The sequence below is a fragment of the Streptomyces sp. NPDC031274 genome (assembly GCF_055570235.1).
On record NZ_JBVIHP010000001.1, the window covers coordinates 533,814 to 552,097 of the forward strand.

At 70.3% G+C, this 18,284-nt stretch carries 15 protein-coding genes; 8 read left to right on the top strand and 7 right to left on the bottom strand.

Annotation, left to right across the window (positions count from 1 at the left end):
- Positions 1-86 precede the first annotated feature (86 nt).
- Both ACZ5CR_RS02440 and ACZ5CR_RS02445 read right to left on the bottom strand, forming a co-directional pair.
- Positions 87-1,472 carry a M16 family metallopeptidase gene (locus tag ACZ5CR_RS02440; protein ID WP_468852784.1) on the bottom strand — a complete coding sequence of 462 codons (1,386 nt, stop codon included), beginning with the start codon at positions 1,470-1,472 and terminating at the stop codon, positions 87-89.
- Complete coding sequence (locus ACZ5CR_RS02445) at positions 1,469-2,833, bottom strand: M16 family metallopeptidase (protein ID WP_468852786.1); 1,365 nt, start codon at positions 2,831-2,833, stop codon at positions 1,469-1,471. Before ACZ5CR_RS02445 ends, ACZ5CR_RS02440 begins: the two co-directional genes overlap by 4 nt.
- 212 nt (positions 2,834-3,045) lie before the next feature.
- Here ACZ5CR_RS02445 and ACZ5CR_RS02450 point away from each other — a divergent pair, with 212 nt between their 5' ends.
- Entirely contained in the window at positions 3,046-5,499 is a 2,454-nt protein-coding gene (locus ACZ5CR_RS02450) for a DNA gyrase/topoisomerase IV subunit A (RefSeq protein WP_468852788.1), read from the top strand.
- Between the two features lie 47 nt (positions 5,500-5,546).
- On the opposite strand, the gene ACZ5CR_RS02455 is transcribed toward ACZ5CR_RS02450, so the two are convergent.
- Entirely contained in the window at positions 5,547-6,668 is a 1,122-nt protein-coding gene (locus ACZ5CR_RS02455; RefSeq protein ID WP_468852790.1) for a CobW family GTP-binding protein, read from the bottom strand.
- 350 nt (positions 6,669-7,018) lie between these two features.
- Here ACZ5CR_RS02455 and ACZ5CR_RS02460 point away from each other — a divergent pair, with 350 nt between their 5' ends.
- Together ACZ5CR_RS02460 and ACZ5CR_RS02465 are read left to right on the top strand one after the other, a co-directional pair.
- Entirely contained in the window at positions 7,019-7,543 is a 525-nt protein-coding gene (locus ACZ5CR_RS02460; protein WP_468852791.1) for a DUF6082 family protein, read from the top strand.
- Between the two features lie 134 nt (positions 7,544-7,677).
- The gene (locus ACZ5CR_RS02465; RefSeq protein WP_389912963.1) at positions 7,678-7,914 is read left to right on the top strand and encodes a hypothetical protein; all 237 of its coding nucleotides are present in this window, start codon (positions 7,678-7,680) and stop codon (positions 7,912-7,914) included.
- A 178-nt stretch (positions 7,915-8,092) separates the two neighbouring features.
- Here ACZ5CR_RS02465 and ACZ5CR_RS02470 read toward each other — a convergent pair whose 3' ends face one another.
- Positions 8,093-8,719, bottom strand: a complete 627-nt coding sequence (locus tag ACZ5CR_RS02470; protein ID WP_468852792.1) for a TetR/AcrR family transcriptional regulator — start codon at positions 8,717-8,719, stop codon at positions 8,093-8,095.
- A gap of 118 nt (positions 8,720-8,837) precedes the next feature.
- Between ACZ5CR_RS02470 and ACZ5CR_RS02475 the strand changes: the two genes are divergently transcribed.
- On the top strand, positions 8,838-9,803 hold the full coding sequence (locus ACZ5CR_RS02475) for an alpha/beta hydrolase family protein (protein WP_468852794.1): 966 nt from the start codon (positions 8,838-8,840) through the stop codon (positions 9,801-9,803).
- 292 nt (positions 9,804-10,095) lie between these two features.
- On the opposite strand, the gene ACZ5CR_RS02480 is transcribed toward ACZ5CR_RS02475, so the two are convergent.
- A complete protein-coding gene (locus ACZ5CR_RS02480) occupies positions 10,096-11,271 on the bottom strand; it encodes a citrate synthase/methylcitrate synthase (protein ID WP_468852796.1) in 1,176 nt (391 codons plus the stop codon).
- Positions 11,272-11,380: 109 nt separating this feature from the next.
- Here ACZ5CR_RS02480 and ACZ5CR_RS02485 point away from each other — a divergent pair, with 109 nt between their 5' ends.
- From ACZ5CR_RS02485 to ACZ5CR_RS02500, 4 genes are read left to right on the top strand one after another with little or no spacing between them, the layout of a single operon-like run.
- On the top strand, positions 11,381-12,685 hold the full coding sequence (locus ACZ5CR_RS02485; protein ID WP_468852798.1) for a citrate synthase family protein: 1,305 nt from the start codon (positions 11,381-11,383) through the stop codon (positions 12,683-12,685).
- Between the two features lie 36 nt (positions 12,686-12,721).
- On the top strand, positions 12,722-13,669 hold the full coding sequence (locus ACZ5CR_RS02490; protein ID WP_468852799.1) for a sucrase ferredoxin: 948 nt from the start codon (positions 12,722-12,724) through the stop codon (positions 13,667-13,669).
- 28 nt (positions 13,670-13,697) lie between these two features.
- Positions 13,698-15,338 (top strand): sensor histidine kinase, encoded by a 1,641-nt coding sequence (locus tag ACZ5CR_RS02495; protein WP_468852802.1) that lies wholly within the window; start codon positions 13,698-13,700, stop codon positions 15,336-15,338.
- The gene (locus ACZ5CR_RS02500; protein WP_383274338.1) at positions 15,335-16,015 is read left to right on the top strand and encodes a response regulator; all 681 of its coding nucleotides are present in this window, start codon (positions 15,335-15,337) and stop codon (positions 16,013-16,015) included. The genes ACZ5CR_RS02495 and ACZ5CR_RS02500 overlap by 4 nt, the downstream gene beginning before the upstream one ends.
- Before the next feature lie 34 nt (positions 16,016-16,049).
- On the opposite strand, the gene ACZ5CR_RS02505 is transcribed toward ACZ5CR_RS02500, so the two are convergent.
- Together ACZ5CR_RS02505 and ACZ5CR_RS02510 are read right to left on the bottom strand one after the other, a co-directional pair.
- Positions 16,050-17,642 carry a solute symporter family protein gene (locus tag ACZ5CR_RS02505; RefSeq protein WP_468852803.1) on the bottom strand — a complete coding sequence of 531 codons (1,593 nt, stop codon included), beginning with the start codon at positions 17,640-17,642 and terminating at the stop codon, positions 16,050-16,052.
- Complete coding sequence (locus ACZ5CR_RS02510) at positions 17,639-18,190, bottom strand: DUF485 domain-containing protein (protein WP_468852805.1); 552 nt, start codon at positions 18,188-18,190, stop codon at positions 17,639-17,641. Before ACZ5CR_RS02510 ends, ACZ5CR_RS02505 begins: the two co-directional genes overlap by 4 nt.
- Between the last annotated feature and the right edge of the window lie 94 nt (positions 18,191-18,284).

An 18,284-nucleotide genomic window follows, 5' to 3' on the forward strand; every position in this document is an offset into this window, starting at 1 on the left:
CACGTAACCTCCATACTAATTCGGACATATGAGGACCCCAGTGGCAAATTCCAGCCACTGGGGTCCCGATATGTCCTGACTGTCACTCAGCTCGTGACCACACTCACTTCACCGATGCCGAGCGCCCTGACGGGCTCCTCGATCTGCGCGGCGTCACCGACGAGCACCGTCACCAGGCGGTCCTGGGGGAAGGCGCTCACCACGGCGGCGGTGGCCTCCACGGTGCCGGTCGCGGCCAACTGGCGGTACAGCTGCGCCTGGAAGTCGTCCGGAAGGTGCTGCTCGACCTGATCGGCGAGGGTGGCGGCGACGGACGCGGCCATCTCGTACTTGAGCGGGGCGACGCCCACCAGGTTCTGCACGGCGACATCGCGCTCGGCGTCCGTCAGACCCTCGGCGGCGAGGGTGCGCAGCACCTTCCACAGGTCGTCGAGGGCCGGTCCCGTGGACTCGGTGTCCACCGAGCCGCTGATGGCCAGCATCGCGGCACCCGTGCCGTCCGGGGCGGAGCGCAGGACCTGGGCGAACGACCGTACGCCGTAGGTGTATCCCTTCTCCTCGCGCAGGACGCGGTCGAGTCGCGAGGTGAGGGTGCCGCCGAGGCAGTACGTGCCGAGCACCTGCGCGGGCCAGACGCGGTCGTGCCGGTCCGGTCCCACGCGGCCGATGAGCAGCTGCGTCTGGACGGCTCCGGGGCGGTCCACGATGACGACGCGCCCGGTGTCGTCGGCGGTCACCGGGGGCACCGGCCGCGGCTCGGCGGTGCCGCCCGTCCAGGCGCCGATGGTGTCGGCGAGGACGGCGTCCAGGTCGACGCCGGTCAGGTCGCCCACGACGACCGCGGTGGCCGTGGCGGGACGCACGTGCTTCTCGTAGAAGGCACGCACCGCCGCCGAGTCGATGGCCGTGACCGTCTCCTCGGTGCCCTGGCGGGGGCGCGACATGCGCGACGTCGCGGGGAACAGCTGCCGGGAGAGCTCCTTGGCGGCGCGGCGCGCCGGGTTGGCGGCCTCGTGCGGGATCTCGTCCAGGCGGTTGCGTACGAGGCGTTCGATCTCGCTGTCCGCGAAGGCGGGGGCGCGCAGGGCGTCGGAGAGCAGGCCGAGCGCCTTCGGGAGGCGGGAGACCGGGACTTCGAGGGAGACGCGCACGCCGGGGTGGTCGGCGTGCGCGTCCATGGAGGCGCCGCAGCGGTCGAGTTCCGCGGCGAAGTCCTCGGCGGAGTGCTTGTCGGTGCCTTCGTTGAAGGCCCTCGCCATGATCGTGGCGACGCCGTCGAGGCCCGCGGGCTCGGCGTCGAGCGGCGCCTCGAGGTGGATCTCCACGGCGACGACCTGCTGGCCGGGGCGGTGGCAGCGCAGGACGGTGAGGCCGTTGTCCAGGGTGGCGCGCTCGGGCGCGGGGAAGGCCCACGGCCGTGCGGTGCCCGCCTGGGGCTGGGGGTGGAACTGCATCGTCGCGGCCTCGGTCACTTCGCCGCCTCCTCTTCGTCCTCGTCGGTGGCTTCGGCGCCTTCGGGGGCCGCTGAGCCCTCGGTGGGCTCGTACACGAGCACCGCGCGGTTGTCGGGGCGCAGGCGGGCCGCCGCGGCCGCCTTGACCTCTTCCGCCGTGACGTCGAGGACGCGCTTGACGGCGGTCAGGGCGAGCTGCGGGTCGCCGAACAGGACCGCGTACCGGCACAGTTCGTCCGCGCGTCCCGCCACCGTGGAGAGCCTGTCGAGCCACTCGCGCTCCAGTTGTGCCTGGGCGCGCTCCATCTCCTCGTCGGTGGGGCCCTCTTCCGCGAAGCGGGCGAGCTCCTCGTCGACGGCCGCCTCGATGACGGGGACCTCGACGTCGCCGGACGTCTTCACGTCGAGCCAGCCGAGCGAGGGGGCTCCGGCGAGACGCAGCAGGCCGAACCCTGCCGCCACCGCGGTGCGGTCGCGGCGCACGAGGCGGTTGTAGAGCCGCGACGACTCGCCGCTGCCCAGGACCGTGAGCGCCAGGTCGGCCGCGTCGCACGCGCGCGTGCCGTCCTCCGGGAGGCGGTAGGCGGCCATCAGGGCGCGGGCCGGTACCTCTTCCTCGACGACCTCGCGCAGCTCCTTGCCGATCGTGTCGGGCAGCGAGCCGTCGCGCGGCGGCTGCTTGCCGTCGTGCGAGGGGATGGACCCGAAGTACTGCTCGACCCAGGCGAGGGTCTCCTGCGGGTCGATGTCGCCGACGACCGACAGGACGGCGTTGTTGGGCGCGTAGTACGTACGGAAGAAGTTCCGCGCGTCCTCGAGCGTCGCCGCGTCCAGGTCGGCCATGGAGCCGATCGGGGTGTGGTGGTAGGGGTGGCCCTCGGGGTACGAGAGGGCGGTCAGCTTCTCGAACGCCGTGCCGTAGGGAACGTTGTCGTAGCGCTGGCGGCGCTCGTTCTTGACGACGTCCCGCTGGTTCTCCATGGATTCTTCGTCGAGCGCGGAGAGCAGCGAGCCCATCCGGTCGGCTTCCAGCCACAGGGCCAGCTCGAGCTGGTGTGTGGGCATGGTCTCGAAATAGTTGGTGCGCTCGAAGCTCGTGGTGCCGTTGAGCGACCCGCCCGCACCCTGCACCAGCTCGAAGTGGCCGTTGCCGTGCACCTGCTTCGAGCCCTGGAACATCAGGTGCTCGAAGAGGTGGGCGAGGCCCGTACGCCCCTTGACCTCGTGGCGCGAGCCGACGTCGTACCAGAGGCAGACCGCGGCGACCGGGGTCAGGTGGTCCTCGGAGAGCACCACGCGCAGGCCGTTGGCCAGCCGGTGCTCGGTCGCTGTCAGGCCGCCGGAGCCGGCCTCGGCTGTGGCCGTGTGACCCATGGGCATGTACGTCCCTTCGATCGCGAAAGCTGGAAATTCTGCCAGTCGTGCCACTGTATGCAAGCGTGCTGACAACCGGTGAAGTTCCCGCTCCGCGCTCGGCGTAGTCGCGGTCGAAGACCGGGTCGTGGTCGGCGTTGTCAGTGGGACAGAGCACAATGGTCGGCGTCAGATCCCGTTGATGCCCTGGCAGACACCGTGAAGGAGCCGCAGCAGCGATGGCCCGCCGCAGCACGAAGACCCCGCAGCCCGACGAGTCGTTCGAGGAGAAGATCCTCGACATCGACGTCGTCGACGAGATGCAGGGCTCCTTCCTCGAGTACGCGTATTCGGTCATCTACTCGCGCGCCCTGCCGGACGCCCGCGACGGCATGAAGCCGGTGCACCGCCGGATCGTGTATCAAATGAACGAGATGGGCCTGCGCCCCGACCGCGGCTATGTGAAGTGCGCCCGCGTCGTCGGCGAGGTCATGGGTAAGTTGCACCCGCACGGCGACGCGTCGATCTACGACGCCCTGGTGCGCATGGCCCAGCCCTTCTCCATGCGTCTGCCCCTGGTGGACGGGCACGGCAACTTCGGCTCGCTCGGCAACGACGACCCGCCGGCCGCCATGCGGTACACCGAGTGCAAGATGGCCGACGCGACGTCCTTGATGACGGAGTCGATCGAAGAGAACACAGTCGATTTCGAGTCGAACTACGACGGCCAGGAGCAGGAGCCGGTCACCCTTCCGGCGGCCTATCCGAACCTTCTGGTCAACGGCGCGTCGGGCATCGCCGTCGGCATGGCGACGAACATGCCGCCGCACAACCTCGGCGAGGTCATCGCCGCGGCCCGTCACCTGATCAAGCACCCCGGGGCCGACCTGGAGACGCTGATGCGTTTCGTGCCGGGTCCCGACCTGCCCACGGGTGGCCGCATCGTCGGCCTGTCCGGGGTCAGGGACGCGTACGAATCAGGGCGCGGCACCTTCAAGATCCGCGCGACGGTGGCCGTCGAGAACGTGACGCCCCGCCGCAAGGGCCTGGTCGTGACCGAACTGCCCTTCTCCGTGGGCCCCGAGAAGGTCATCTCGAAGATCAAGGACCTGGTCGGGTCGAAGAAGCTCCAGGGCATCGCCGACGTCAAGGACCTCACGGACCGCTCGCACGGCCTGCGCCTGGTCATCGAGATCAAGAACGGCTTCGTCCCCGAGGCCGTCCTGGAACAGCTCTACAAACTGACGCCGATGGAGGAGTCCTTCGGCATCAACAACGTGGCCCTGGTGGACGGCCAGCCCCTCACGCTCGGCCTCAAGGAACTCCTCGAGGTCTATCTCGACCACCGCTTCACCGTCGTGCGCCGCCGCAGCGAGTTCCGCCGCGGCAAGAAGCAGGCCAGGCTGCACCTGGTCGAGGGGCTCCTTGTCGCCCTCCTGGACATCGACGAGGTCATCCGCCTCATCCGCTCCAGCGACAACTCCGCACAGGCCAAGGAGCGCCTGATGGAGCGCTTCTCGCTGAGCGAGATCCAGACGCAGTACATCCTGGACACTCCGCTGCGCCGCCTGACCAAGTTCGACCGCATCGAGCTGGAGTCCGAGCGCGACAAGCTCAAGGCCGAGATCGACGAGCTGACCCGGATCCTGGAGTCGGACGCGGAGCTGCGCAAGCTGGTCTCCGCCGAACTGGCCGCTGTGGCAAAGAAGTTCGGCACGGACCGGCGCACGGTCCTCCTGGAGTCGGCGAGCACCCCGGCGCCCACGGTCTCGCTGCAGGTGGCGGACGACCCGTGCCGCGTGCTCCTCTCCTCGACCGGCCTCCTTGCCCGCACGGCCAACGGCGAACCGTTCGCCGAGAGCGACACCAAGCGCGTCAAGCACGACGTGATCGTCTCCGCCGTCCCCGCGACCGCGCGGGGCGAGGTGGGCGCGGTGACGTCCGAGGGACGGCTGTTGCGTCTCTCCGTAGTCGACCTCCCGCAGCTTCCGGAGACGCATGCGGCACCCAACCTCTCCGGAGGCGCGCCGGTTTCGGAGCTGCTCTCCCTGGAGGGCGACGAGAGCCTGATCTGCCTGATGACCCTGGACGAGTCCTCACCGGGCCTCGCCCTGGGCACCGAACAGGGCGTGGTCAAGCGTGTGGTCCCGGACTATCCGTCCCACAAGGAGGAGCTGGAGGTCATCACCCTCAAGGACGGTGACCGGATCGTCGGCGCGGCCGAGCTGCGCACGGGCGAGGAGGACCTCGTCTTCATCACGGACGACGCCCAGCTCCTGCGGTACCAAGCCGCGCAGGTGCGCCCGCAGGGCCGTGCGGCGGGCGGCATGACAGGCATCAAGCTCGCGGACGGCGTCAAGGTCATCTCCTTCGTGGCGGTGGACCCGGCCGTGGACGCCGTGGTCTTCACGGTGGCGGGCTCACGCGGCACGCTCGACGACTCGGTGCAGACGACGGCCAAGGTGACGCCGTTCGACCAGTACCCCCGCAAGGGCCGGGCCACGGGTGGCGTGCGCGTCCAGCGCTTCCTGAAGGGCGAGGACTGTCTGAGCTTCGCGTGGGCGGGCCCGACACCGCCGCTCGCGGCCCAGCGCACTGGTCTGCCGGCCGAGCTGCCGGAGATCGACCCGCGCCGCGACGGCTCGGGGGTCTCCTTGGCGAAGCCGGTGGCGGCGGTAGCGGGCCCGGCGTAGCCGACTCTGTTCCACTGCTCCGCTTACTCCACTCCGCTTAGCTCCGCTTACTCCACCGGATCGAGTTCCTGTACGTATCGCAGTACGCCCCACATGCTGTGCTCATCGGCATCAGCGTGCGGGGCGTACGCACGACAGGCGTCGAGCTCCTTCTCCAGAGCGGGTACGTCGATGCCCGTCCCGATGAGGACGAGCTGGGTCAGACGGGCCTCGCCCGGCGCCCACGGCTCGGGGTAGAAGCGCAGAAACCGCCCCACGGCGTGCACGGCGTACTTGTTGCGCGGGTCGGCGGCGCCGAAGTCGACGTACCCCTTGATGCGGTAGAGCCCTTCGGGCCGGCTGTCGAGGAGGGCCATGAACGGGCGTGGGCTCATGGGCACTTCGCAGGAGAAGGCGAGGCTTTCGTAGGCGGAGTGCAAGTGATCGTGGTGCCCGTCCTGCCCGCCGTCCTGGTGCTGCCCGCAGCCCTCGTCCTGCCCGCCGCCCTCGTGCTGATGCAGGTCGTCGAAGGACAGCTGCCCGATCCGCTCCCCCACCGGCTTCCGGTCGAGGAGCAGCTCCACGTCGACACGTCCGTACGAGGCCGCGACCACGGCCGCGCGATCGGTGAAGCCCCGGACGACGCCGAGGATCCGCTCACGCTCCGCCTCGGGGACGCGGTCGACCTTGTTGACGACGACAAGATCAGCGATCCCCAGATGCCGGTCGACCTCGGGATGTCGCTGCCGGGTCGAGTCGAACTCGGCGGCGTCGACGACCTCGACGAGCCCTCCGTACACGATGTGCGGATTCTCGCTGGCGAGCACCATGCGCACGAGTTCCTGCGGTTCGGCGAGCCCGCTGGCCTCGATGACGATGACGTCGATCCGGGCGGAGGGCCGGGCGAGCCGCTCCAGATACTCGTCGAGTTCACTGGCGTCGACGGCGCAGCACAGGCAGCCGTTGCCGAGCGAGACGGTGGAGTCACCCAGCTGCCCGGCGACGGCCATGGCGTCGATCTCGATGGACCCGAAGTCATTGACGATCGCACCGATCCGGCTGCCACCACTACGGTGGAGCAGATGATTGAGCAGCGTCGTCTTGCCGGAGCCCAGGAAACCGGTGAGGACGACGACGGGGATCTGCCCCGCACCCGGTTGAGCACCTGGCCGAGCACCCGGCTGAGTCAACGTGCGACCCCTTTCACACTCACGCGCGCACCGGCGCGTGCCAGGCTCGCGTACGACGAACGACTGCCGCCCCAGCATACGAGCGCGTAGCGGGGCCGCGAAGTGAACGATTGTTAGCGGCGCAGGCGGGGCACACATCGGGCACGGCGTCGGGACATGCGAACACTGCTGCCTTCCGTGCGCCTCCTCTCCGCCTCCCTGCCGATCAGAGCCGCTCGGCATCCTGGGAGGCGGCAAGCGCGCCGCCCATCGCTCGCCGGTCCTCACCCTGTCGACCCGCATCCGACGACCGGCGGACGGTCGCCGATTCGGGGGTTGACATGGCCACACAGAAGTTTGGGACACGGGGGTTGGGGTCCGCAGCTACCGCGGGCCTTGCTTTCGCCGTCGGGGCTCTGGCGGCCCTGACCGCTCAGCAACGCAAGCACGGGACGCTGCGGCTGCGACTCACGTGCACGGAGCAGTCCGAGCACCAGCGCAACGCCAACCTGATCACGCAGCAGAGACTTCAGTTCGACATGCTCAGCAAGGCGATGGACGACCCCGACCTGGCGGCTGTCCTGGACACCTTCGACATGCCTCTCGATGCCCGGACCCTGCGGCAGTACCTGTTCGCGAACGCGGTGTACACCAACGCACTGCTGTTCTGGCGCGTCGGCAACTTCAGCTGGGAAGAGGTGCACGGGCATCTGCGCCTGATCTGCCAGAACCCGATCTTCCGCAGCTACTGGAAGGCCACCGGGCCGCACCGGGCCAGCCTCCTTGACGCTTCGGACGAGGCCCGCCTGGGCCGAATGGTCGACAAGCTCATCCAGGATCTCGAGGACGCCGACACCGACGAATGGTGGGTCGTCGGTGAACCTCCTTACGAATAAGCCTAGTTGAACCCTTCGATGACGTCGCGTGCCGAGTTGACCCGGCTTGTCTAAGGCATCGCCAGTCTCTAATGTGGGCGCGCGCGTTCTACCCCGGACGCGGCTCCCTCAAACGCTCCCAGACTGGATAACCGTTGAAGATCGTGCGTCGCATCGGAGTCTCTCCCCAGCAGCGGGGAAGCGCCTCAGGACAGTCGTGCCCCGATGTATTCGAACTCAGCGACGGAAACTTCGCTGTCATCGGGACAGAAGCAACAGCGGCGCTCGAGAAGGAACTTCCGTCCGACGCATCGCGGGCGGACTACGAACGCATCGTGATCGTGAGCCGCGAGACGCTGGTCCGCGCCAAGGGCGACATCCCGGACGCCTGACGTCATCCGTGCCGCCCCCGTCTGGTGCCGCTTCGCCCACCCGGCCGACCCCGACACCCACCGGCCGCACCACCCGCCAACCACGGCCGCCGTGACGGCTCCGCTCGGTAACGGCCGACGGGACGGAGCCTGCTTCATCACGCCGACGGGACGGAGCCTGCTCCATCACAGCGCGAAGTCAGTGAGCGGCGTCCCCTGCGGAGCGTGAACGGCCGCCCTGCTGCTCGGTGGTGAGAAGGCCGGTGACGAGCAGGTCGACCAACCGGCCGGCGTCGTAGCGGACGTCGTTACCGGCGCCGATGCAGAGGTTGCCGATGCCGCGCATGAGCATGAACCCGGAGATCTGTTTCGTGCCGGTGTCGCCGAGCGCCGCCTGCAGGAGGGTGTCGCAGACGGGCACCAGCTGGTCGAGGAAGTACCGGTGCAGGGCGTCCGCGCCGTCGGCATCGGCCCCCATGGCGCCGGCCAGCCCGTGCTTGGTGACGAGGAAGTCCACGAACCCTGCCACCCACCGCCGCAACGCCGCGCTCGGCTCCGCCGCCTCCTGCAGCAGGGCGGGCCCGGCCTCGGCCAGCGCTTCGACCTGATGGCGATAGACCGCCGCGATCAGAGCGGGGCGGGTCGGGAAGTGCCGGTAGATCGTCCCCATCCCCACGCCCGCCTCCGCCGCGATCAACCGCACCGGCGCGTCGACCCCGTGCGTGACAAATACGGCTGCCGCCGCATCGAGCAGGACGCGCTCGTTGCGGCGAGCGTCGGTCCGCTTGCCGCGCGGCGCTGCGGCAGAGGTGTTCGGGTCGGTCATCGAAGGCACTTTCGTCGCGGCGATTGCAAAGCGGAGCAGCGCTCCGTATTGTTCGGAGCGTCGCTCCGCTTTCATTGTGGGCGGCGGGAACCCGGAACGCAAAGGACAGAGGACTCTCATGAGCAGCGCTCCCGCAACAACCGATACTCCGATCGTGCACGCCCTGGACGAGGTCGTCGGCACCGGCGAGCGAGTCGTGTCCGTCGCCCCTGTCGCGCTGGACGCCCCCGGCCGGGCCGTTCCGCTCGCGGTGCGGGTCTCCGCACCGGTGGCCGGTGAGAGCCTGCCGGTACTGCTGTTCTCGCACGGCAACGGCTGGTCGCTGGACGGATACGCTCCGCTGACAGCGTTCTGGGCATCGCAGGGCTTCGTCGTGGTGCAGCCGACCCACCTGGACTCCCGGCGGAACGGCATCGGATTCGACGACCCGGCGTTCGGACAGATCTGGACCGAACGGTACGCGGACCTGGAACGCGTTCTCGACCAGTTCGACACCGTGGAAGCGGCCGTACCGGGGCTTGCCGGGCGGGTGGACCGGGACCAGGTCGTCGTCGCCGGGCACTCCTGGGGCGGGCAGACGGTTCAGATGCTGCTCGGTGCCCGCACCCTCGACGGATCCGGGCAGGCGGGCAGGGACTACGCAGACCGGCGGGTCAAGGCCGGTGTGCTGCTGGCCGCGACCGGGATCGGCGGCGAGGAACTGCACCCGTTCGCCAAGGAGCACTTCCCGTTCATGAACCCGTCCTTCGCCGAGCTGACCACGCCGACGCTCGTGGTCGCCGGCGACCACGACCAGTCCATGATGTCCAGCCGCGGCCCGGACTGGTTCACCGACGCCTACACGCACAGCCCCGGAGCCACCGACCTGCTCACCCTGTTCGGTGCGGAACATTCCCTGGGTGGCATCCCGAACTGGGAAGCCGCGGAGACCACCGACGAGAACCCGGAGCGCGTCGCTGTCCTCCAGCGCTTGACCACCGCCTATCTGCGCAGCGCGCTGAACCCGTCCGACACCATCTGGGACAAGGCAGCCTCCGCCCTCGCCGAGGCCGGAACGGCGATCGGCCGCATAGACAGCAAGTGACTGCGAGGACGTGCGAGGAACTGCGGGGGACTGCGGGGAACTGCGAGCAGCTCCCCCGGCGGTGCTGCCGCCGCGACACCGGCAACGGCGGCACCGCCTGCCTCCACTTCATCCTCGACGGCACCGACCACGCCACACACAAGGAACAGGGCGGCACGATCCGAACAGGGCAGCACGATCCGCCGCTACACCAACTGGTGAAACCACCATGCCGACGACCGGCGCCCACTCGCCGTCGTCGACAGGGCGAACGCCGCTTGAAGCGGCACTAGAAGACGCAGGCCGCCTCCGTCTAGAGGGCTGTCGGCACCGCTTGTGGCGCACGCTCCCCCACATACCGCGCCGCAGGCCGAATGATCTTCGAGTCCTCCGCCTGCTCCAAGATGTTCGCGCCCCAGCCCACCACCCGCGCCGCCGCGAACGTGGGCGTGAACATCTCGCGTGGCAGGCCGCACAGCTCCATGACGACGCCCGCGTAGAACTCCACGTTCGTGTGCAGCTCGCGCCCCGGCTTCAGTTCGGCGAGGATCGCCTCGACCTGGCGCTCGACCTCGACCGCGAACTCCACCATCCGGCCACCGAATTGCTGGGCGATGCCCCGCAGCATCCGCGAACGCGGGTCCTCCGTGCGGTAGACGGGGTGACCGAAGCCCATGATGCGGTCCCCCGCGAGGACCCGCTCTCGGATCCAGCCGTCGATGCGGTCGGGCGTGCCGATGGCATCGAGCGTGTCGAGCGCACGGCTGGGCGCCCCGCCGTGCAGCGGCCCCGACAGCGCACCCACAGCGCCCACCAGACAAGCCGCGACATCCGCGCCGGTCGAGGTGATCACCCGGGCCGTGAACGTTGACGCGTTGAATCCGTGATCAATGGTCGAGATCAAGTACTGCTCGATCGCCCGCGCCCGATCGGGGTCCGGCTCCGAACCCGTCAGCATGTAGAGGTAGTTGGCCGCGTACGACAGGTCGTCGCGCGGTTCGACGGGGTCGAGTCCCTGGCCGAGCCGGTACAGGGCCGTGAGCAGCGTCGGCACCACGGCGGACGCGGCGAGGGCGTCGTCGCGGCGCCGGTCCTCGTCGATGTCGTACACGGGGCGGAAGCCCTTCGCGGCACCGAAGAGCGACAGGGCCGTGCGCAGCCCTGAGAGCGGACCCGACAGGGCGCTGGCGCGGGCTATGGCGGGCAGCGCGGCGCTTACCTCGTCGGGCAGTCGACGCAGGTTCGCGGTCCGCGCGGCGAAGGCGCTCCGCTGCTCGGCGTCCGGCAGCGCGCCGTGGAACATCAGGTGCCAGACGTCCTCGAAGCCGCGGGTCCGCGCGAGCTCGACGGCCGAGTACTGGCGGTAGTGGTAGAAGCCCTCGTACCCCCTGACGTCGCCGAGCCGGGTCTCGGTCACGACGACGCCCGCGAGCCCGCGGGGGACCTCCGCGGGGGCGGTGGGGGTGGGGGTGGAGACATTGATCGGCATGTTTTTCCTCGACTTCCTCCCTGGACTTGATCTGACTGTCCATGCTTGACTCAACCCCTGTCAATATTGATTGAATCAATGTCGAGTCAATCTGGATACGGTGTCACCCATGACGGATCGAGAAGTGACCCGCACGGACAGCGAGGCGTCGGGCCACGCCACGTCGGCAGCCACCCGCGAGGGCCGCCGCCTGAGCACCCGGGAAGCCGCCGAACTGCTCGGCGTGAAGCCCGAGACCGTGTACGCCTACGTGAGCCGCGGGCAGCTCACCAGCCGCCGCGGTCCCGGCGCACGGGGCAGCAGCTTCGACGCCGCGGAGGTCGAGTCGCTCGCCCGCAAGAACCGTCGGGAGCCGGCAGCCGCCTCCGTGAGCGGCGAGCTCTCCGTCCGCACCCGCATCACCCTCATCGACAAGGACCGCTACTACTACCGCGGCGTCGACGCGCTGGACCTGGCCCTGGCGCACTCGTACGAAGAGGTCGCCGAGTGGCTGTGGACCGGCGTCATGCGCCCCGGAATCCGCTTCACCGCCCCCGCCGAGACCGTCGGCGCCGCACGCCGTGCCATCGACGCGCTGCCCGAGCACAGCGGCCCGACCGACCACCTGCGCGTGGCCGCCATCTCGGCCGCGGCGGCGGACCCCCTCCGCTTCGACCTCTCCGAAGAAGCCGTCATCGGCACCGCCCGCACCCTCATCCCCACCCTCGTCACCGCGCTCCCACCGGCCGGCCGCACCCACCGGGACGAGGGCCCCCTGGCCCACCGGCTCTGGGCCCGGCTGACCGGCCGACAGCCGGACGACGCCTCCCTGCACGCCCTGGACACCGCGCTCGCCCTCCTCATCGACCACGACCTCGCCGCGTCCACGCTCGCCGTCCGCGTCGCCGCCTCCGCCCGCGCCCACCCGTACGCGGCGGTGTCCGCCGGCCTCGGTGTCCTGGAGGGCCCTCTGCACGGCGCGGCGAGCGGCCTCGCGCACCGCATGCTCCTGGACGTCCTCGACCGGGGCAGCGCGGCCCCCGTGGTGGCCGACGAACTCCGCGCGGGCCGCCGCGTCCCGGGCCTCGGCCACCGGCTCTACCCCGGCGAAGACCCGCGCGCGGAGGCCCTGTTCGCCCTCCTGGAGGTCGTCCCCGAGGCGGGCCCCGCCCTGGCGGCGGCCCGCGACGTGGTGGCCACCACGGCCCGCCACACCGACCTGCACGCCAATGTCGACCTGGCCTTGGCCGTCCTGACCGCCTCGTCCGGGATGCCCGCGGAGGCAGGCGAGACGATCTTCGCCGTGGCGCGCACGGCGGGCTGGATCGCCCATGCCCTGGAGGAGTACGAGGAACGCCCGCTGCGCATGCGCCCCAGCGGGCAGTACGTCGGGCCGCGCCCGCCCCAGCCGATGCCCGCGCCCGACGGCGGATGAACCACCACAGACCCGGCGCGGGTTAGGCTCCCCTCTGTGAGTAAGTGCGCCACCGCTTCGCGGGATCTGGACGAGCCTCTCGCGGGGACCGCGGCCACCGCCAGGACCTGGCTGCTTCTTGAGCAGCCGGGCCCGTGGGGCGCCAAAGCGCTCACCGCGAGCCATCTGGATCCGGAGATCGGCGGCGCCCTCGAGGCCGCCGCCGAGGGGACCGGCGTACGCGTCGCACTCATCCGCCGCCCCGGACGCCACGCGGACCGCCACGCCCCGGCGCTCCGCCGGGTGTACGCGGCCCACACCGTGCCCGGCAACACCTGGCTGCGCGGCCATGTCACGGACAGGCCGCAGGAGTTGCTCGACCTCGACTTCACAGCCCTCGGCGCGGGCGACCACGGCGGATTCGGCACCCCGCACACGGGCGCCCCGCTCGCCCTTGTCTGCACGAACGGCAAGCGTGACCGCTGCTGCGCCCTTCTCGGCAGGCCACTTGCCGCCGAGCTCGCCGCGTCCGGTGAACAAGGCACCTGGGAGGTCACTCATCTGGGTGGTCACCGCTTCTCCCCCACCTTGCTGGTCCTGCCCTACGGCTACGCGTACGGCCGCTCCGGACAGGCCGCAGTCAAGGAGATCCTCGAAGGGGTGCGCACGGGCCACGTCGTCACCGAAGGCTGCCGGGGCAGCTCCGCCTGGGAGCGCCCCGCACAGGCCGCCGAGCTCGCGGTGCGCACCGGGACGGGCGAGACCGCCGCGGGGGCCCTGAGCGTCGTCCACACGGACGGCACGGCCCCACGCTGGGACGTGACGGTGGCCCACACCGACGGACGGCACTGGCGCGTCACGGTCGCCCAGGGAGCCTCGCAGCCGCCACGGCCCGAGAGCTGCGGCGCGGCACTGGCGGCCCCGGCGCGCATGGATGTCGTGGCGGTGCGGCCGATGGCGTACGACTCCGTACAGGAGATCCCCGCCACAGTGACTTCGGAGTAGCGCTCAGGTCGCCGTACCGTTCGTACACATGAGCCCCACCTCTCCTGCCCGACGACTCCGCCTCGGCCTGCCGCGGCGCGTCTTCTCGCAGGTGCTGCTGATGCAGCTGGCGATCGCCGCCGGGGTCGCCGTGCTCGCCACGGGGCTCTTCCTCGCGCCGCTCAGCGACCAGCTGGACGACCAGGCGATGCGCCGCGCACTCGCCATCGCGCAGACCACGGCCGCCCAGCCGAAGATCGCCGATGACCTGCGCTCCTCGCAACCGACGGTCGACGGCCCCGTGCAGACGGAAGCGGAACGGATCCGGCGCGCCAGCGGGGCCGAATACGTCGTGATCATGAACAAGGACGGCGTTCGCTGGTCCCACACCGACCACGCCCAGATCGGACAGGTCGTCTCGACCGACCCGAGCGACGCGCTCGCCGGGGACGAGGTCATGGAGATCGACGACGGCACCCTGGGCCGCTCGGCGCGCGGCAAGGTGCCGCTGCGGGACATCGACGGGGGCATCGTGGGCGCCGTCTCCGTAGGCATCGAGTACGACAGCGTCCGGGCCCGCCTCATCCACGCGATCCCCGGTCTCTTCGCGTACGCGGGCGGGGCGCTCGCCGTCGGCGCCCTCGCCGCCTATCTGATCTCACGCAGGGTGCAGCGGCAGACGCGTGACCTGGCATTCTCCGATATCTCGGCGCTCCTTGCGGAACGCGAGGCCATGCTGCACAGCATCCGCGAGGGCGTCGTCGCGCTGGACCGCGGCGGCCGGATCCGCCTCCTCAACGACGAGGCCCAGCGCCTCCTCGGCCTCGGCGCGGAAGCCATCGGGCAGCCGCTCGACACCGCGCTCGGCCCGGGCCGTACGACCGACGTGCTCGCCGGGCGGGTCACGGGCACCGACCTCCTGACCGTCCGCGGCCAGCGTGTCCTGGTCGCCAACCGCATGCCCACGGACGACGGAGGCGCCGTCGCCACCCTGCGCGACCGCACCGAACTGGAGCAGTTGGGCCGCGAGCTGGACTCCACCCGCGGCCTCATCGACGCACTGCGCGCCCAGGACCACGAACACGCCAACCGCATGCACACGCTGCTCGGCCTCCTGGAGCTTGAGATGTACGAGGAGGCCGCGGAGTTCGTCGGTGAGGTGGCGGGCGCGCACCGGGTGACCGCCGAGCAGATCACGGAGAAGATCGGCGATCCGCTGCTCGCCGCACTCCTGGTGGGCAAGGCCACGGTCGCCGCGGAGCGAGGCGTCGTCCTCGCCGTCCCGCGCGACACCGCGCTGCCCGACCGTCTGATCGACCCGGGCGGTCTGGTCACCATCGTCGGCAACCTCGTCGACAACGCGCTCGACGCGGCTGCGGGCACCCTCCACGCGCGCGTGGAGGTCGATGTGCGCACCGAGGGACGCGCCGTCGTCCTCCAGGTGCGCGATACGGGCCCCGGCGTACCGTCCGAACAACGCGAGACGATCTTCACGGAGGGCTGGTCCACCAAGGAGCCCCCGGCGCACGGCAAGCGCGGCATCGGGCTCGCTCTGGTCCGCAGGCTTGCCGAGCGGCAGGGCGGCAGCGCCCGGGCCGGTGCCTCGCCCGACGGGGGCGCCGAGTTCACCGTCGTACTGCCCGAAGCGCTCGCACAGTCCGACCTTGCCCCCACGGAGGAGACACGATGATCGAGGTGCTTGTCGTGGACGACGACGTCAGGGTCGCGGACGTCAACGCCGCCTACGTGGCCAAGGTCCCCGGCTTCCGGGTGGCCGGGAAGGCGCACAGCGCCGCCGAGGCACTGCGGCTCGTCGAGGAGCTCCCCGTCGATCTGGTGCTCCTCGACCACTATCTGCCGGACGAGACGGGTCTCGCGGTGGTCCGTACGCTGCGTGAGCGCGGCCACCAGACAGACGTGATCATGGTGACCGCCGCGCGCGATGTCGCCACCGTCCAGGCCGCGATGCGGCACGGCGCCCTGCAGTACCTGGTCAAGCCGTTCTCCTACGCGGGACTCCGGGCCAAGCTCGACGCGTACGCGACCTTGCGCCGCACCCTGGACGGCGGGGGCGAGGCCGAGCAGGCCGAGGTCGACCGGATCTTCGGCGCCCTCTCGGCGACTCCGGCGCCGGAACTGCCCAAAGGGCACTCCCCCACCACGGCCGAGCTGGTCCGCAGGGCCTTGATGGGGGCCGAGGGGCCGCTGTCCGCCCAGGAGTTGGCGGACCGCACCCGGCTGAGCCGCCAGACGGCCCAGCGCTATCTGAAGCTCCTGGAGCGCTCGGGCCGGGTCAGGCTCAGCCTCAAGTACGGCGACACGGGCCGCCCGGAACACCGCTACGAATGGGCGCCCAGCGCTTCATAGCCAGGCGCTCGTGGAGGGCGCTCGCAAAGGGCAGCTACACCGCTCCCGCCCCGGTGAGCGACCGCACCTCGGTCTCCGCGTGCTTGGCCTCGTCCGCCGGCTCCGGCGAGGTGACGGTGCCCAGCCATCCGGCGAGGAAGCCCAGCGGGATGGAGACGAGCCCCGGGTTCTCCAGCGGGAAGTACTGGAAGTCCACCCCCGGGAAGAGGGATCCGGGCCCTCCGGAGACCACGGGTGACAGCACGACAAGCACCAGGGAGGGCACCAGGCCCCCGTAGACCGACCAGACCGCTCCCCGTGTGGTGAAGTTCCGCCAGAACAGCGAGTAGAGCAGCACGGGCAGATTCGCGGACGCGGCGACCGCGAAGGCGAGTCCGACCAGGAACGCCACGTTGAGATCTCGGGCGAGCAGCCCCAGGCCGATCGCCACCACGCCGATCCCGGCCGCGGCGAGGCGCGCCACCGCCACCTCACTGCGCGGCTTCGCATGCCCCCGTCGTAGCGACGCGTACAGATCGTGGGCCACGGACGCCGATGAGGCGAGCGTGATCCCGGCGACGACGGCGAGGATCGTGGCAAAGGCGATCGCGGCGACGATCGCGAACAGAACCGTTCCGCCTGTGGAGTTCGCGCCGCCCCCGAGATCGAGCGCGAGGAGCGGAACCGCCGTGTTCCCCGCGGTGTTCGATCCCCGTACGGCTCCAGGCCCCACGATCGCGGCGGCGCCGAAGCCAAGGACGATCGTCATCAGGTAGAAGCTTCCGATGAGACCGATGGACCAGACGACGGAGCGACGGGCGGCGCGCGCGGTCGGCACCGTGTAGAAGCGGGAGAGGATGTGCGGAAGACCGGCCGTGCCGAGGACGAGCGCGAGCCCGAGGCTGATGAAGTCCAGGCGCGAGGTCCAGTCCCCGCCGTACTTCAAGCCGGGTGCGAGGAACTTGCTGCCGTGTCCACTGCGGTCGGCCGCCGTCCGCAGCAACTGGTCGAAGTCGCCGTGGAAACGCACCAGAACGAGCACGGTCAGCGCGATCGTGCCGCACATCAGCAGGACCGCCTTGACGATCTGGATCCAGGTGGTGGCCCGCATCCCTCCCAACGACACGTAGACGACCATGAGCGCGCCGACGCCGATCACGGTCCAGGCCTGCGCCGCCCCGCTCGTCCCGCCGAGCAGCAGCGCGACCAGTGAGCCCGCCCCCACCATCTGCGCCACCAGGTAGAGAACGGACACGGTCACCGAGGAAGTTCCCGCCGCGATACGCACGGGCCGCTCCCTCATCCGGGCGGCGACGACATCGGCGAGCGTGAACCGACCGCAGTTGCGCACCAGTTCGGCCACCAGGAACAGCACGACCAGCCAGGCCACGAGAAAGCCCACCGAGTAGAGCAGCCCGTCGTACCCGAAGAGGGCGATCAGTCCGGAGATGCCGAGGAAGGACGCGGCCGACATGTAGTCGCCCGCGATGGCGAATCCGTTCTCCATGGGCGAGAAGAGTCGCCCACCCGCGTAGAACTCCTCCGCCGAGCCGTGCCGGTTCCGGCTCACCCACGTCGTGATGGCGAGCGTGACGGCCACGAACACACCGAACAGCAGAAGCGCCAGCGTCTGATGGTCCCCGGTCATCGCTCGCTCCCCCGGCCCGACTCCTGCTCGCTCAACTGGTCGTGTTCCCGCTGGGCCTGGACCCTCTTCTGGTCCTGCTCCCGCTTCTGCTCGAACACGGCCCAGCGCAGATCGAGCGCCACGCGATCCCTCCTCAGCCGGGCATGCCGGGAATACGCCCAGGTCAGCAGGAAGGTCGTGAGGAACTGTCCGAGACCCGCGAGCATCGCGACGTTCACGGATCCGGTGACGGGCCGTGCCATGAACCCGGGCGCCGTCGTCGCCGTCACGACATACGCGACGTACCAGGTGAAGAAGACGGCCACACCAGGGATGACGAACCGCCGATACCGGCCGCGCACCTCCTGGAAGGCAGCACTGCGCTGGACCTCCAGATAGATGTCGGCCGCACTCGCGCCCCGCTCCGGCGCGGATCGGGGCGGCGCCACAGGCGCCGGAGCCCCTGTGCCGTCCAACTCGCCCCAGCCGGACGCAAGCGCGTCGTACCAGGGATCCCTGGGATCACCGGTCCGCGCCTGCCCGGCATCGCGCCCGTCGTGCTTCTCCACCGAACTCTCCTTGTCCGCAGCCTGGTTCGGCCGCGTGCCCAAGGATGGACAGAACGGGAAGATCCCTGACTCTTCTCTCCCTTCACTTCACCCC